General features: G+C 67.6%; 14 protein-coding genes and 1 rRNA gene. 4 read left to right on the plus strand and 11 right to left on the minus strand.

All coding sequences use genetic code 11. The features are described 5' to 3' along the window. Window positions 1-50: 50 nt before the first annotated feature. The 4 genes from AC5RT3_RS19155 to AC5RT3_RS19170 all read left to right on the plus strand — a co-directional run bounded on the left by AC5RT3_RS19155 (window position 51) and on the right by AC5RT3_RS19170 (window position 4,329). A complete protein-coding gene (locus AC5RT3_RS19155) occupies window positions 51-689 on the plus strand; it encodes a GntR family transcriptional regulator (protein ID WP_494053673.1) in 639 nt (212 codons plus the stop codon). A 10-nt stretch (window positions 690-699) separates the two neighbouring features. After that, window positions 700-2,220 carry an MmgE/PrpD family protein gene (locus tag AC5RT3_RS19160; RefSeq protein ID WP_494124953.1) on the plus strand — a complete coding sequence of 507 codons (1,521 nt, stop codon included), beginning with the start codon at window positions 700-702 and terminating at the stop codon, window positions 2,218-2,220. Between the two features lies 1 nt (window position 2,221). After that, window positions 2,222-3,127, plus strand: coding sequence for a methylisocitrate lyase (gene prpB / locus AC5RT3_RS19165; protein WP_494124954.1), 906 nt, complete (start codon window positions 2,222-2,224; stop codon window positions 3,125-3,127). 62 nt (window positions 3,128-3,189) lie between these two features. Continuing rightward, window positions 3,190-4,329 (plus strand): bifunctional 2-methylcitrate synthase/citrate synthase, encoded by a 1,140-nt coding sequence (locus AC5RT3_RS19170; RefSeq protein ID WP_494053670.1) that lies wholly within the window; start codon window positions 3,190-3,192, stop codon window positions 4,327-4,329. 69 nt (window positions 4,330-4,398) lie between these two features. Here AC5RT3_RS19170 and AC5RT3_RS19175 read toward each other — a convergent pair whose 3' ends face one another. The 11 genes from AC5RT3_RS19175 to rrf all read right to left on the minus strand — a co-directional run. Then, window positions 4,399-4,887 carry an 8-oxo-dGTP diphosphatase gene (locus tag AC5RT3_RS19175; protein ID WP_494053669.1) on the minus strand — a complete coding sequence of 163 codons (489 nt, stop codon included), beginning with the start codon at window positions 4,885-4,887 and terminating at the stop codon, window positions 4,399-4,401. Beyond that, on the minus strand, window positions 4,884-5,906 hold the full coding sequence (xerD, locus tag AC5RT3_RS19180; protein WP_494053668.1) for a site-specific tyrosine recombinase XerD: 1,023 nt from the start codon (window positions 5,904-5,906) through the stop codon (window positions 4,884-4,886). The genes AC5RT3_RS19175 and xerD overlap by 4 nt, the downstream gene beginning before the upstream one ends. Continuing rightward, window positions 5,906-6,565 (minus strand): NUDIX domain-containing protein, encoded by a 660-nt coding sequence (locus AC5RT3_RS19185; RefSeq protein WP_494053667.1) that lies wholly within the window; start codon window positions 6,563-6,565, stop codon window positions 5,906-5,908. Before AC5RT3_RS19185 ends, xerD begins: the two co-directional genes overlap by 1 nt. A gap of 27 nt (window positions 6,566-6,592) precedes the next feature. Next, on the minus strand, window positions 6,593-8,371 hold the full coding sequence (gene pyrG, locus AC5RT3_RS19190) for a CTP synthase (protein WP_494053666.1): 1,779 nt from the start codon (window positions 8,369-8,371) through the stop codon (window positions 6,593-6,595). Between the two features lie 125 nt (window positions 8,372-8,496). Beyond that, a complete protein-coding gene (gene recN / locus AC5RT3_RS19195) occupies window positions 8,497-10,236 on the minus strand; it encodes a DNA repair protein RecN (RefSeq protein WP_494124955.1) in 1,740 nt (579 codons plus the stop codon). 4 nt (window positions 10,237-10,240) lie between these two features. Continuing rightward, the gene (locus AC5RT3_RS19200; protein ID WP_494011996.1) at window positions 10,241-11,266 is read right to left on the minus strand and encodes an NAD kinase; all 1,026 of its coding nucleotides are present in this window, start codon (window positions 11,264-11,266) and stop codon (window positions 10,241-10,243) included. A gap of 13 nt (window positions 11,267-11,279) precedes the next feature. Continuing rightward, on the minus strand, window positions 11,280-12,095 hold the full coding sequence (locus AC5RT3_RS19205; protein ID WP_494124956.1) for a TlyA family RNA methyltransferase: 816 nt from the start codon (window positions 12,093-12,095) through the stop codon (window positions 11,280-11,282). Beyond that, window positions 12,095-12,346 carry a hypothetical protein gene (locus AC5RT3_RS19210; RefSeq protein ID WP_494104374.1) on the minus strand — a complete coding sequence of 84 codons (252 nt, stop codon included), beginning with the start codon at window positions 12,344-12,346 and terminating at the stop codon, window positions 12,095-12,097. The genes AC5RT3_RS19205 and AC5RT3_RS19210 overlap by 1 nt, the downstream gene beginning before the upstream one ends. Window positions 12,347-12,355: 9 nt before the next feature. Next, window positions 12,356-13,345, minus strand: coding sequence for an HAD-IIA family hydrolase (locus AC5RT3_RS19215; protein WP_494124957.1), 990 nt, complete (start codon window positions 13,343-13,345; stop codon window positions 12,356-12,358). Between the two features lie 5 nt (window positions 13,346-13,350). Further along, window positions 13,351-15,357 (minus strand): hypothetical protein, encoded by a 2,007-nt coding sequence (locus AC5RT3_RS19220; protein ID WP_494124958.1) that lies wholly within the window; start codon window positions 15,355-15,357, stop codon window positions 13,351-13,353. A gap of 412 nt (window positions 15,358-15,769) precedes the next feature. Next, window positions 15,770-15,843: ribosomal RNA gene (gene rrf, locus AC5RT3_RS19225) — 5S ribosomal RNA — on the minus strand; the annotation flags it as partial.

The raw sequence follows: 15,843 nt of genomic DNA on the forward strand, positions 1-15,843 counted from the left end.
CCCTGGCTTTGTGTATACACTGAATAATCGTAGGAGCGGAAGGAGCAACGATGCGGGCCAGCGAACGCGCGTATGCCGCCCTGCGCGAGGACATTGTGGAGTGGCGGCTGCCCCCCGGTACTTTGCTGGCCGAAGTGGAGCAGGCTGAACGCCTGGGCGTCTCCCGCACTCCGCTCCGGGAAGCGCTGGGTCGCCTTACGGCGGAAGGCCTGACCGCACCTGGCGGCCGGGGCGTCGTGGTCACCGGGATCTCGCTCGCCGACATCGACGAGCTCTTCGAGCTCCGCGGAACCCTGGAAGGCCGCGCAGCCGCACTTGCCGCCGAGCGCGGGGAATCTGCCACATTCCGCCGGCTCCAGGACGAACTGCTGGAAGCCCCGGCACTCCTCACCGGTTCCCCATCCGGCGTCCACGACTACTACGGGCTGGCAGGAAGGCTCGATGAAGCCATCGATGCGGCCATCGCCAATTCGTACCTGGTGCAGGCCATGCGGAGCCTGCGGGTACACCTGGTGCGCATCCGCCGGATGGCAGCCGACAATACCGACCGGCTGTCCGCTGCGGCCGCCGAGCATGCTGCAATCGCCGGGGCCATCGCGGACCGGAACCCGAGGCTTGCCGAAGCCGCCACCATCATGCACCTGCACCGAAGCCTTGCCCACATCAAAACCGCCTCCCCATCCCTGTAGAAGGAGCCCCATGGTCCAGGAACACCACGTCCGTGTGTACAAGAGTGAAGAGAACCTGCCCCGGGAGGAGCAGCTGGCGCACAAGATCGCAGTGGTCGCCGCCGACCCCGTCGACGTCACGCCGGAGGTGACGGAGATGGTGATCAACCGGATCATCGACAACGCCTCGGTGGCGATCGCCTCGCTGAACCGGGCACCGATCGTCGCCGCCCGCGCACAGGCCCTGGCCCACGCCCCCAGCGCCGGCGGAAAGGGCGCGAAGGTCTTCGGCATCGGCGAACGCGTCTCCCCCGAATGGGCGGCCTGGGCCAACGGCGTGGCCGTGCGGGAACTGGACTACCATGACACGTTCCTCGCCGCCGACTACTCCCACCCCGGGGACAACATTCCCCCGATACTGGCGGTCGCCCAGCACGTCGGGTCCAGCGGCCATGACCTGATCCGCGGGATAGCCACCGGGTACGAGATCCAGGTGAACCTGGTCAAGGCGATCTGCCTGCACAAGCACAAGATCGACCACGTTGCCCACCTCGGCCCGTCCGCCGCCGCGGGCATCGGCACCCTGCTTAACCTGGACGTGGAGACCATTTTCCAGTCGGTGGGCCAGGCCCTGCACACCACGACGGCGACCCGGCAGTCGCGGAAGGGTGAGATCTCCACCTGGAAGGCCCACGCCCCCGCGTTCGCCGGGAAGATGGCCGTCGAAGCCGCCGACCGGGCAATGCGCGGCCAGACCTCCCCGGTCCCGATCTACGAGGGCGAAGACGGGGTGATCGCGTGGCTGCTGGACGGCCCCGGCGCCTCCTACCAGGTTCCGCTGCCCCTGCCGGGTGAGGCCAAGCGCGCCATCCTGGACACCTACACCAAAGAACACTCCGCCGAGTACCAGGCCCAGGCCTGGATCGACCTCGCCCGCAAACTCAACCGCGAACACCCCGAGGCCACCGACCCGGCCAACGTGAAGTCCGTGCTGATCAGGACCAGCCACCACACCCACTACGTCATCGGCTCCGGCGCCAACGACCCGCAGAAGTACTCCCCCACCGCCTCCCGGGAAACGCTGGACCACTCCATCCCGTACATCTTCACCGTCGCACTGCAGGACGGGGCCTGGCACCACGTGGACTCCTACGCCCCCGAACGCGCCGCCCGGCCGGACACAGTGGACCTCTGGCAGAAAGTGTCCACCGAGGAAGACCCGGAATGGACCCGCCGCTACCACTCCCTGGACATCAACGAAAAAGCCTTCGGCGGTTCCGTGGAAATCACCCTCACCGACGGCACCGTCATCACCGACCAGATCGCCGTCGCCGACGCCCACCCGCTCGGCGCCCGCCCCTTCGCCCGCGAACAGTACATCAACAAGTTCCGCACCCTCACCGCCGGCCTCGTCGAGGAGGCCGAGATCGAACGGTTCCTCGCCGCCGTCGAACGCCTCCCCGAACTGGCCGCCGGGGAACTGGACCAGCTCAACATCACCGCCGCCCCCGGCGTGATCGAACTTGGCGCGGCACCGAAGGGGCTGTTCTAACGTGCTGTACTCCACCACCACCCCGGAGCAGAAGCGGATCCGCTTCCGCGACCTCCTCGCCGCCGGCACCATTGCCCAGTTCCCCGGTGCATTCAACCCGCTCTCGGCACGGCTGATCCAGGAAAAGGGCTTTGAGGGCGTCTACATCTCAGGCGCCGTCCTGGCCAACGACCTCGGCCTGCCCGACATCGGCCTCACAACGTTGACGGAGGTGGCCACCCGGGCCGGGCAGATCGCCAGGATGACAGACCTGCCCGCGATCGTGGACGCAGACACCGGCTTCGGCGAACCCATGAACGTGGCCCGCACCGTCCAGGAAATCGAAAACGCCGGCCTCGCCGGGCTGCACATCGAGGACCAGTTCAACCCCAAACGCTGCGGCCACCTCGACGGCAAAAACGTCGTGGACCTGGACACCGCCACCAAACGCATCCGCGCCGCAGCAGACGCCCGCCGCGACCCCAACTTCCTGATCATGGCCCGCACCGACGTCCGCGCCACCGACGGACTCAACGCCGCCAAAGACCGGGCGAAAGCCCTGGTGGACGCCGGGGCGGACGCGATCTTCCCCGAAGCCATGCGCGACCTCGCCGAATTCCAGGCCATCCGCGACGCCGTGGACGTGCCCATCCTGGCCAACATGACCGAATTCGGCAAAAGCGACCTCTTCACCACCCGGCAACTCCAGGCCGTAGGCGTGAACATGGTCATCTACCCCGTCACCCTCCTCCGTAGTGCCATGGGCGCCGCTGAGCGTACGCTGGATTCGATCAAGGCAGACGGAACGCAGGAAGCACAGGTGAGCAGCATGTTGACCCGTGCCCGGCTCTACGAACTGGTTGACTACGAGGGGTACAACCGGTTCGACACGGGGGTCTTCAACTTCCATATTCCCGGGGAGCACTGACCCGGCCACCCGCCGGCTCCGGCCGGCATCCAACAGGCGACAGGAACAAAGGAGTTTTCAGCATGGCTGAACAGGACATCAAAAAAGGTCTCGCCGGCGTCGTGGTGGACTACACCTCCGTCTCCAAGGTCAATCCGGACACAAACTCGCTGCTGTACCGCGGCTACCCGGTGCAGGAACTCGCGGCGCGCTGCAGCTTCGAGGAAGTGGCGTACCTGCTGTGGAACGGGGAACTGCCCACGCAAGACCAGCTCGCGGAATTCACTGCCAGGGAACGCGCCGGGCGGGCCCTGGACCCGGTGGTGAAGCAGGTAGTGGATGCCCTCCCCGAAACCGCACATCCCATGGACGTCTGCCGGACAGCCGCCTCGGTGATGGGCGCCCGCCACCCCCTTGCCGAGGATGCCTCGCGGGAAGCCAACATGGCCAAGGCGATCGACCTGTTCTCGGCCATGCCCGCCGTGGTCGCCTACGACCAGCGGCGTCGCCGGGGCCAGTCCCCCGTTGATCCCCGCGACGACCTGGGCTACTCCGCCAACTTCCTCTGGATGACGTTCGGCGAGGAGCAGGTTCCCGAGGTGGTGGAGGCCTTCAACGTCTCGATGATCCTCTACGCGGAGCACTCCTTCAACGCCTCCACCTTCACCGCACGCGTCATCACGTCCACGCTCTCTGACCTGCACTCGGCCGTCACGGGTGCCATCGGCGCCCTCAAGGGACCGCTGCACGGCGGAGCGAACGAGGCCGTCATGCACACCTTCGACGAGATCGGCATCCGCCCGCAGGAGTCCCTTGAAGAGGCTGCCGCCCGTGCCAAGGCATGGATGGAAGATGCGCTGGCACAGAAGAAGAAAGTCATGGGGTTCGGGCACCGGGTCTACAAGCACGGCGACTCCCGCGTTCCCACCATGAAGGCGGCCCTGGACAAGATGATTGCCCACTACGGCCGGCCTGAGATCCTGGGCCTGTACCAGGGCCTGGAACAGGCCATGGACGAGGCCAAGGGCATCAAACCCAACCTCGACTACCCGGCCGGCCCCACCTACCACCTGATGGGCTTTGACACTGCCACCTTTACACCGCTGTTTGTCGCCAGCCGCATCACCGGCTGGACCGCCCACATCATGGAGCAGCTGGACTCAAACTCCCTGATCCGGCCGCTCAGCGAGTACGTCGGTCCCGAGGAGCGGCACCTGGCGTAATCGTTCAAAAACGAAGACCACGACGGCGGCCCGGCACCTCCTGCCGGGCCGCCGTCGTCAGCAGAAAAGTTAGGGAAGCAGGCTTTCGGACGAGGCAACCGACTCATTGTCTGTATGCATGGTGACCACCACGTTCACCTGGCCGCCTTCCAAAACCACCGGGAGCCAATGGTCGGCGTCCTGCCACATTCGGTCAGCCGGTAGCCTGCGCGTGGGGAACCACTCCGGGACGATCTCGTCGCTTTCACCAGGTTCGCCCTGCCAGGTCCAGGCCGTGAAGAGGCTGGTTTCCATGTTCCACTCCGGACGCGCCGGAAAAACGAAGCGGACGGCCCCGGCATCAACAAGGTCCTCCGGCTGCACCGAAACACCGGTTTCCTCGAACACTTCGCGGATAACCGCTTCCCGGTCAGTCTCCCCCGGCTCCACGTGCCCGCCGATCCCAACGATCTTTCCCTTGCCGAACCCGGTCCGCTTCATCCCGAGCAGCACCTCCGTGCCCCCGGGCGTGTCCCGAAGGAGGAAGCACAGTGTAACTGCGGCGCCCTGGCGGGTCATCCGAGTGCCCGGGGATGCGCGGCGGCGTAGATCTCGCGCAACGTGTCTGCCGTGACCAGCGTGTAGACCTGCGTGGTAGTCACCGAGGCGTGGCCCAGGAGTTCCTGTACCACGCGGACATCCGCGCCGCCCTCGAGCAGGTGGGTGGCGAACGAGTGCCGCAGGGTGTGGGGCGATACGTCCTTGGTGATGTTGGCTTTGTCGGCGGCGGCCTTCAGGATGGTCCAGGCGCTCTGCCGGCTGATCCTGCCGCCGCGGGCGTTCAGGAACAGTGCGGGCGTGCCCTTCCCCTTCGCGGCCAGCAGCGGGCGGCCGCGCACAAGGTAGGCGTCCAGCGCCCTGGCTCCGTACGAGCCCAGCGGCACAAGCCGCTCTTTGGATCCCTTGCCAAAGAGCCGCACAATAGCCGGCCCCGCTTCGGCCTCGGCAAGGGAGATATCGTCAACGTCCAGGCCAACGGCCTCGCTGATGCGGGCGCCGGTGGAATACAGGAACTCCAGCAGTGCGCGGTCCCGCAGCCCGGTGGCCGTGTCCGTCCCGGCTGATTCCAGGATCCTGGTGACCTCATCGACGCTGATGGCCTTGGGCAGCCGCTTGCCTGCCATGGGCGGATGGACGTCGCTCGCGGGATCGGACGGTGTGTAGCCTTCCAGCGCCCAGAACTTGTGCAGCCCCCGGACCGCCACCACCGTCCGTGCGGCTGACCTGACACCCAGTGCCGAACCGCCGTCAGAGCCGTCCGAGAGCGCACGGACATAGCCGGTCACGTGCTGGCGGGTGATGTCCTCCGGCGCCCGGCAACCGGCGGATTCCAGGAAGCGGGCGTAACGGGCAAGGTCGCGACGGTAGGCAGCAAGGGTGTTGGCTGCCAGGCCGCGCTCCACGCCCATGTGCTGGAGATAGTCCGTGATGCCGCGGCTGATCGCAGCGGGTACGGCGGGCGTCGCAGCCGGGGGAACGTCCTGTACCGGGGCGGATCCGGCCGCAGGAGCAGCGTCGACGGAGGGGTTGGGGGCCATTACCGCTGGCTGGGGTGTTCCGGCCACGGGGCGTCAGCGGGACGCAGGCCCGCGTAGCCGTTGGCGCGGGCTGCCGCGGCCGCCAGGATCCCGACGACGGCGGAGGGGTTGTGGAGCCGGCCGGCCAGGACTGATGCCACGGCGTCGTCCAGCTTGATCCAGTGGAATTCGATCTCGGCTTCCTCATCCGTCCGCTCGTGGCGTTCGTGATGGGGAACGAACGTCAGTCCGCGGGCGAGGTAGATTCGGATGGCCTCGCTGGAGGACCCGGGAGAATTGAAGACGTCCGCAAGGACGTTCCAGGTGCTGGCGGCGAGGTCCGCCTCCTCAGCCAACTCGCGGGCCGCGCCCACCAGGAAGTCCTCACCCTCGATGTCCAACAGGCCGGCCGGTATCTCCCAGAGGTCCATCCCCACGGGGTGCCGGTACTGCCTGAGCAGCAGGACCTCGCCGTCGTCATTCATGGGCAGGACGGCCACGGCGCCCGGGTGGTCGATGTAGTCGCGGGTGAGGGCTTCGCCGGACTCCTGCAGCTGGAACGTATCGCTGACCACGTCCCAGATCCGGCCTTCATAGACCTTTTCCGTGGACAAAAGACGGCGCGGGCTCGGTGCATCCGAAACCTGCACTACATGGGTGGCTTCAGGTGTGCCGGGCATCGCGCCGTCCTTTTTCTGTTGTGGGAACTACTTAGCGGCTACCGTACCGGACGCCTGGGCTTCCGAAGCACCGGCAGCAGCCGTGTCGGCAGGGTCCGCCTCGGTGCCGGTGCCCTGGTGGTCCAGGGCGGCCTTGACCAGTCCGGCGAACAGCGGATGCGGACGGGTGGGGCGCGAGCTCAGCTCCGGGTGCGCCTGGGTGGCCACGTAGTACGGGTGGACGTCGGCGGGCAACTCCACGAACTCCACCAGTTTTCCGTCCGGGGAGGTTCCGGAGAACACCAGGCCCTTGTCCGCGATCTGGTCGCGGTACTTGTTGTTGACCTCGTAGCGGTGGCGGTGCCTCTCGCTGACGGTGGTCTTGCCGTACGTTCCGGCGATGACCGAGCCTTCGTCGAGTTTGGCTTCGTAGAGGCCCAGGCGCATGGTCCCGCCCAGGTCCCCGCGGCCTTCGACGAACTCAAGCTGCTCCTCCATGGTGGCAATCACCGGGTACTTGGAGTCCGGTTCGAACTCGCTGGAGGAGGCGCCTTCCAGCCCCACCACGTTGCGGGCATATTCGATCACCATGCACTGCAGTCCGAGGCAGAGGCCAAGGACGGGCAGCTTGGTTTCGCGGGCAAACTTCAGCGCACCGAGCTTGCCCTCAAGCCCGCGGATGCCGAAGCCGCCGGGGACGCAGATGGCGTTGACGCCGTCGAGCGCCTTGATGGCACCTTCACGCGTTTCACATTCGTCGGACGGAACCCAGCGGATCTTCACCTTGGTGTCGTTGGCGAAGCCACCGGCACGCAGGGCCTCGGTCACGGACAGGTAGGCGTCCGGAAGGTCGATGTACTTGCCCACGAGGGCGACCTCGACGTGGTGCTTGGGGTTGTGCACGGCTTCGAGCAGCTTGTCCCAGCTGGTCCAGTCCACGTCCTTGAACGGCAGGTCGAGGGCACGCACGATGTAGGAGTCCAGGCCCTGGGTGTGGAGGGTCTTGGGGATGTCATAGATGCTGGGGGCATCGGCGGCATTGACCACGGCGTCGATGTCGACGTCGCACATGCGGCCGATCTTCTCGCGCATCGCCTCGGGCACTTCACGGTCCGAGCGGATCACGATGGCCTCGGGCTGGATGCCGATGGAGCGCAGGGCGGCGACGGAATGCTGCGTGGGCTTCGTCTTCAGTTCCTGAGAGGGCCCGATGTAGGGCACCAGTGAGACGTGGAGGAAGAACACGTTGGTGCGGCCGATGTCCTGGCGCACCTGGCGGGCGGATTCGAGGAACGGCTGGGACTCGATATCGCCAACGGTGCCGCCGATTTCGGTGATGATGACGTCCGGCGCGTTCTTGCCCTCGGCAGGCAGGCGCATGCGGCGCTTGATCTCGTCCGTGATGTGCGGGATGACCTGGACGGTGTCGCCGAGGTATTCGCCGCGGCGTTCCTTGGCGATGACCGTGGAGTAGATCTGGCCGGTGGTCACGTTCGCGGAACCTTCAAGGTTCTCGTCGAGGAAGCGTTCGTAGTGCCCGATGTCCAGGTCGGTCTCTGCGCCGTCGTCCGTGACGAAGACTTCACCGTGCTGGAAGGGGTTCATCGTGCCCGGATCCACGTTCAGGTAGGGATCGAGCTTCTGCATAGTTACAGACAGGCCGCGTGCCCGCAGCAGGTGGCCGAGGCTCGAAGCCGTCAGTCCCTTACCGAGCGAGGACGCCACACCACCGGTGACGAAGATGTGTTTGGTCGTCTTGGATGAGCCCGGGAACCGGGAATTTACACGGGAATTTGATCGCTGCACCACGGAATTCGAGCCTATCATCAATTGAGCCTTCCACGGGTCGGGTGGAACTGTCCCCCAAACCTCCTAGTCTGCAGGTCCGGCCGCCCGCGGATCAAGGGTTTTGGACCGGCGGGAGGCCGCTGGGTTCCGGCGCGCCGGCGCCGTCAGGCCCGCTGTGGCAGGAGTTTGGCGTCATCCAGCAGTTCCTGCGCGTGTGCCCGGGCGGATTCCGAGTCCTCCTGCCCGGCCAGCATCCGGGCCAGCTCACGGACCCTTTCGGGGCCGTCAAGGAGGCGCACATCACTGGACGTGAACCCGGTGGCCGTTCCGCCGTCGGCACCCCGGACGGAGGTCTTGGTGACGGTGATGTGCTGGTCCGCGAAGGCTGCGACCTGGGGCAGGTGGGTCACCACCAGGACCTGCACGTGCCGGGCGAGCATGGCCAGCCGGCGGCCGATCTCGACGGCGGCGCGTCCGCCCACGCCGGCGTCCACCTCGTCGAAGACAAACGTCGGCACCGGATCGACCGCGGCCAGCACCACCTCGATGGCGAGCATGACGCGGGACAGTTCACCGCCGGACGCGCCCTTGCCGAGCGGACGGGCCGGCGCACCGGAATGCGGCTGCAACAGGAAGCCGATCTCGTCCGCCCCATGCGGGCCAAGCTGGGCGGCCGGCTCCAGTGTGATCACCAGGGTTGCGTCGGCCATGGCCAGCGCCTTCAGCTCGGCGCTGACGCGGGCCGAAAGATCCTTGGCTGCCTTGGCCCTGATCTTGCTGATGGCGGCGGCCTGCTTCTTCAGCCCGGCCTCTGCCCGGACCACTTCCGCATCCAGTGCCTCGATCCTAGATGAATCGTCCTGCAGCTCGTCGAACCGGACCCGGGCCTTCTCCGCCCACTCCAGAACCTCGTCGATGGTGGGCGCATATTTCCGGACCAGCTTGGCCAGCGAGGCACGCCGGTCCTCGATTTCCGCCAGCCGTTCCGGGCCCTCGGAGTCCAGCCCGGCCTGGTAGCTGGCCAGTTCCGTGGCGATGTCGTTGAGCAGGAAGCCCACTTCGGCAAGGCGGGCGGCAGCCGATCCCAGTTCGGCGTCATGTTCGGCCACATGTTCCAGGGTCCGCTTTGCGGTGTCCACCAGGGTGGTGGCATCGCCTTCCTCGCCGAAGTCCTCGGCGATCAGTGCCTGATGGGCCGTGCTGGCGGCGATGCGCAGCTCTTCCACGTTGGCGAGCTTGACCGCCTCGGCCTTCAGCAGCTCGTCCTCCCCCGGCTGCGGATCCACCTCGTCGATTTCGGCCAGGGCTGTCTGCAGCGATTCGGCCTCGCGCAGCCGGTCGCGGGCCGCGCTGCGCAGCGTGTCCAGCTCGGACTGGCTGGCTTTCCAGTGGTTGTAGAGGTCCTGGTAGGCCGCCAGCGGCCCGGCCAGGGCTTCCCCCGCGAACTTGTCCAGGGCACCGCGCTGCGCGGCGGCCCCTTTCAGCCGGATCTGGTCCGATTGGCCATGCACCACCACAAGGGTTTCACCGATCTCGGCCAGGACCCCCACGGGGGCGGCGCGGCCACCCAGGAACGCACGGCTGCGCCCGTCAGCACCCAGGCGCCGTGCCAGGATCAGCTCGGCGCCGCCGTCGAACTCTTCCGCTTCCGCGCCCGCATCCAGGGCGCGGGCCACAGCCGGGTGGCCGGCGTCGAGCTTCAGCACAGCTTCCGCCGTGGCGCTCTTCGCCCCGCTCCGGACTGCGCCGGCGTCCGAGCGGGCGCCGAGCAGCAGGCCGACGGCGGTCACCACCATGGTCTTGCCGGCACCGGTTTCACCGGTCACCACGCTCAGGCCCGGCCCCAACGGAAGGGTTGCGTCGGTGATGACGCCGAGATCGCGGATTCTCAGTTCTTCAAGCATCGCTTCACTTTGCGGTCGACGGATCGGGATCAGCATCGGGCCGGCCGTGCTCCGGCACCTGGAGGGGCGGCATGGGCCGCGGCGTCCGGACGATCGGGATGGGCCCGGTGTGGATGGCCTCGGCCTTGGGCACCGGGCCGCGCCAGCCGTGGATGGGCAGCTCGAACTTCCGCACCAGCCGGGCGGAGAACGGTGTCTGATGGGTCCGTGCCAGCCGGACGGGGGTGGCCGATTTGGTGACTTCCACGCGCGAGCCGGGCGGCAGGTCCACCGAGCGCCGGCCGTCGCACCAGAGGACCCCCAGGGCGTCGGTGCGGCCCAGGACCTCCACCGCCAGCTTCGAGCGGGGAGAGACCACGAGGGGCTTGGCGAAGAGGGCGTGGGCGCTGATGGGGACGATCACCAGGGCCTCCACCTCCGGCCAGACCACGGGGCCGCCCGCCGAAAAGGCGTAGGCGGTGGAGCCAGTGGGGGTGGCGAGCACGATCCCGTCCGAGCCGAAGGACGTCAGTGGACGTTCGTCCACCTCGGTGACCACCTCCAGCATGCGTTCACGGTTGGCTTTCTCGATCGCGGCCTCGTTCAGGGCCCAGGTGTGCCAGATCTTTTGGCCGCGGACCCACACCTGCACGTCGATGGTCATCCGTTCTTCCACCGTGTACTCGCGGCTGGCAATCCAGTCGACGGTCTGGGCAAGGTCCGCCCGTTCGCTTTCCGCCAGGAAGCCCACATGGCCGAGGTTGACGCCCAGCAGGGGCACATCCACCTCGCGGACCAGCTCGGCGGCGCGCAGGATGGTGCCGTCGCCGCCCAGGACCATCACCAGTTCGACATCCGGCAGCTGGACGTGGTCGTGGAGGACCTCCACGGGCTGGGCGAGGTGCCCGAAGAACCGCTCCATGTCCCCCAGTTCGGACTCCTGCATCACCGGCACAATGCCGGAAGCGTGCAACAGGGCGCAGGCCTCCCAGGCAGCCTTCAGGGATTCCTCGCGGCCGGTGTGGGCAAGGACCAGTACTCGCCTGCTCATCAGGTTCCGCTCTCTAGTGGTTCGGCCAGATACGTCCGAGCAAGGCAGCAACTGCTGCCCCGCGCTCTTCGATCTTAGGCAAGTCTGTGCCGATCCTGCGTCTTATCCACAGGAAGTACTCGACGTTTCCATCCTGGCCGGGCAGTGGACTGGCCGCCAGACCGCACAGGTCCAGCCCGGCGTCGAACGCCGCCAGCGCCACTTTCTCCACCGCCAGCCGGCGTTCGCGCCCGGAGGTGACCACGCCGGTGCGGCCCAGCCGGTCCTTGCCGATCTCGAACTGCGGCTTGACCATCAGCACCAGGTCGCCGCCGGGTTCGGTGCACTGCGCCAGCGGCCGGACCACCAGGGTGAGCGAGATGAAGGACAGGTCCGCGACGGTCAGGGCAGCGGGTCCGCCGATGTCCGCCGGTTCGATGTACCGGACGTTCATGCCCTCGTGGACGGCCACCCGCGGATCGTTGCGGAGGTGCGGCACCAGCTGGCCGTGCCCGACGTCGACCGCCACCACGGAGGCCGCGCCCCGCCGCAGCAGGACGTCAGTAAAACCGCCCGTGGAGGCGCCGGCATCCAGGCACCGCTTGCCCTCTGCCGTAACCTCCGGAAAGGCGTCCAGGGCGCCCGCAAGCTTGTGCCCGGCGCGGCTGGCGTAGGTATCCTCTTCGTCGTGTTCGACGGCGATGTCCCGGTCGTCGTCGACCTGCAGGGACGCTTTTGCCAGGACTTTGCCGGCGGACGTGACCTTGCCTTCGGCGATCAGCGCGGCAGCGTGCGTGCGGGACCGGGCCAGGCCGCGCACAACCAGGGCCTGGTCGAGGCGTACAGGCATCAGGCTCCGCCGTCCGTAGCCCGCGTGTCCGCCTGCACGGCGTCCGGGTGCTCATCATTCAATGCTTCGAGGAGCTCGTCATGCAGGGCGGTGTAGGCTGCTTCGTGCTCTGCCACGGGGGCCTGGGGCAGGTCCGCCAGCCGGGCGAGGGCCCGCGCCACGGCAGGATCCGTGATGCCGGCGCCGGCTGCCTCCGGCCAGTCCGGGAAAGGCTGGGCTGCTGCTGCGTCGGGTCCGGTCAGCTCAGTCATTCAACCAGTCTAATGATCCAGCCAGGCAAGTTTTGGCGCCTTGGGAACCGTGGCTTCCGGGGTCGCCGCCCACCACGCAGCGCAGGCCGCCCGCCAGGCATCCAGGCTGTCCTGACTGCCGATGATGCCCACCGCGCCGTTGGCCACGCGGGCCGAAGCCCGCCCGCACATGTAGGTGCCGTCGTCGTGCGTCACCTCCGGGTAGGGCCGGTACAGGTCCGGAAGCGTCTCGATGATGTAGTCCGGACGCTCGGCGGAGCGTGCCGCCAGGATGGTCTGCCGGGTGTCGACGCCGGTCAGCACCGCCACGGTGGCGAAGCCGGCGTTGTTGCCGCCCAGGATGTCAGTGTCCAGCCGGTCCCCCACCACCAGCGGACGCTCAGCACCCAGCCGCTTGGCGGCCGAGTGGAAGAGCGGCGCCTCCGGCTTTCCTGCCACCAGCGGCTGCTGCCCGGTTGCCGCGGCTACCGCAGCCACCAGCGTTCCGTTGCCGGGGGCGATTCCCCGTGCCTGGGGTATGGACATGTCCGTGTTCGTGGCAACCCAGAGCGCTCCTGCGTTGACCACATACGTGGCTTCCGCCAGGTCCTTCCACCCAATGTCCGGGTTGAAGCCCTGGACCACTGCCACGGGATTTTCGTCCTGGCTGTAAACCGGGACCAGGCCCACCAGTTCGATCTCGCGGGCCAGCGCCGGGCTTCCGGTGATCAGGATCCGGGATCCTGGCGCCAGCCTCGACGCCAGGAGCTCGGCCGCAGCCTGCGACGAGCTAACCACCTGGTTGTCCTCCGCGGGAGCACCCAGTTCACGCAGGTGCGCCGCAACCTGCGCCGGAGAGCGGGACGCGTTGTTGGTCACGTAGCCCAGCCCCACTCCCAGGCCGGACAACCGCTGCAGCGACTCCACGGCACCGGGAATGGCGTGGGGACCCGCGTAGACCACTCCGTCCAAATCGGCCAGGAGCGCATCGAACAGGGAGATCAGGGGAACTTCGGTCATTCGTGTCAGTCTTCCCGGCTGTCCTGGTTGTCTTCGGTGTCCTGGTTGCCGCTGGTGTCCGCAGCGTCGCTGGTGTCCGGGGCATCGCCGTTGTCCGAGAAACCGTCCAGTTCTTCGTGCTCCACGGAGTCTTCGTCGGACTCCGCATCGTCGGACATGAAGTAGTCCGCTTCTTGGTCATCGATTTCGGTCCCGTCGATACCGGCCGCCTCGACCTCATCGGTACCTGCAGCGGTGCCCGCGTGGGCAGCGGCGGAGGGACCGGCGTCGGCCGTTGCTTCCGGGCCGGCGGCGGCGGATGCACCGGCAGCGGCGGCTGCCTGGCTGGCCACGGAGGCGCGCTCCAGGTTGCGGCGACGCTCGGCTTCCTCGCGGGTTTCTTCCTCCTCGTCCCAGCCGAGGTCGATGATGTCAGGCTCCTCGTCGATTCCCTGGCCCAGCGCGTTCTCGGCCACAACAGCCTGTTTCTGCCACTTGTCCGCCTCGGCTTCACGGCCCACGGCGGCGAGGGCATCAGCGTAGGCACGGAACAGCCGGGGGCTGTAGGAGAAGGCCCGGTTCATGTCCAGCTGCGGGATTTCAAGTTCGGCGACGGCGGCGTCCAGCTGGCCGAGGTCCCTCCGGGCCCCTGCTGCCACGATTGCCAGCTCAACCTTGCCGGGGGCGTCCAGGTCCTGGGCTTCCTCGGACCGGGCCACATCAAGTGCCCGGTCAGGCCGGCCCAGGCCCCGCTCGCAGTCGGCCATCACCGGCAGGTGCACGTTGGAACCGCTGATGCGCCGGTAGGTGCGGAATTCCCGGAGCGCCTCGCCGTAGTGGCCGGCAGCGTAGGCGGTGAGGCCCACAGCTTCACGGACTGCAGCAAGCCTGCCGCCGCGGCGGCTTGCCGCCAATGCGTGCTGGAACGCCAGTTCCGGTTCGTCATCAATCAGGCGCCCGGCCATGACCAGGTGGCGGGCAACCCACTCCGCGCTTCGCGATTCAAGGGTTTTGATCTGGTGCTGGGTGGCGCGGTCCAGCTCCTTGCCCGTGACGTCCTCGTCAATCTCCGGAGAGCGTTCGCGGTCGGGGCGGTTGGCGCTGCGGATGTCCCGGGCGTTGGGAACGCGTGCCGGACGGTCCTCCTGGCGTTCGCGGCCAAATCCACGGGGGCCGGAGTCACCTCGGGGTGCACCACCGCGGGGTGCCTCACCACGGTCGAAACTGCGGGAGTCACGGTCCTGCCGATCCTGCCGGTCACCGAAAGGCCTGCGGTTGTCGCCGCCCCCGAAGCTGCGGCGCTCAGCGTCGTCGCGACGCGGACGGTCACCGTAGGGCCGGTTGTCCCGGTCACCGTACTGCTTGCGCTCTCCCCCGCCGCCAAACCCGCCGCGGTCATCGCCCTCACGGCGCGGACGGTCACCGAAAGGCTTCCGGTCACGATCGCCAAAGGACTTACGGTCGCCGAACGGCTTCCGCTCGCCACTGCCGAAGCTGCGGCGGTCGCCGTCGTCGCGGCGCGGACGGTCACCGAAGGGCCGGTTGTCCCGGTCCCCGTACGGCTTGCGCTCCCCGCCGCCAAACCCACGGCGGTCATCACCCTCACGACGCGGACGGTCACCGTAAGGCCGGTTGTCCCGGTCCCCGTACGGCTTGCGCTCCCCGCCGCCAAACCCACGGCGGTCATCACCCTCACGACGCGGACGATCGGCGAAAGGCCGGTTGTCCCGGTCCCCGTACGGCTTGCGCTCCCCGCCGCCAAACCCACGGCGGTCATCACCCTCACGACGCGGACGATCGGCGAAAGGCTTCCGGTCACGATCGCCAAAGGGCTTGCGCTCTCCGAAGGGCTTCCGCTCACCGTAGGGCTTCCGCTCGCCGTAGGGCTTCCGCTCGCCGCCGCCGGCCGCGCCCCGGTCATTGTTGTCGCGGTTATCGCGGGGTCGGAACCCGCGTGGATCGCCGCCGGAGTTGTTGTTTCCCCGGAAGGCTCCGCGGTCGTTTCCGCGGTTGCCGCCGTTGTGCTCGGCCATGATGGATTCCTCCTGTTGTGAGCCGACCACTGGCGCAACTGCAGCCGCTCGTATCCGTGTTTCGTTTCCTACGCAACCCGAAATCAAGCGCTTCGAAGTCCGTACATCTTCATCAATTCTAGGCGAGCCCCATAATCCACCGGGACAGTCCGGCCCGGAAGTGGCGCATCGTGGCAATCTTCACACCCAACCGCCGCCCAGGCGTGCACCTTCCCGGGCCGACGCGCGCTCACTTGTGGTGGTGTCTTCGCCGTCGCGCGTTCACTTCTGGTGGTTCCGGGCCGGACGCGTGGGCGGTCGTTCCTGCGGAGGGTGGGCGGGGGTTGGTGCCAGAGCCGCCGCGGGTGGGCGCGGGGCGGTGGTTAAAGTGGTAGGGCCCTGACAGTGGCTGTCAGGGCCCTACTAATGTTATGTCCGGCGGTGTCCTACTCTCCCACACCCTCCCGGGTGCAGTACCATCGGCGCTGTGGGTCTTAGCTTCCGGGT

The organism is Arthrobacter sp. Y3221159, from assembly GCF_059089885.1.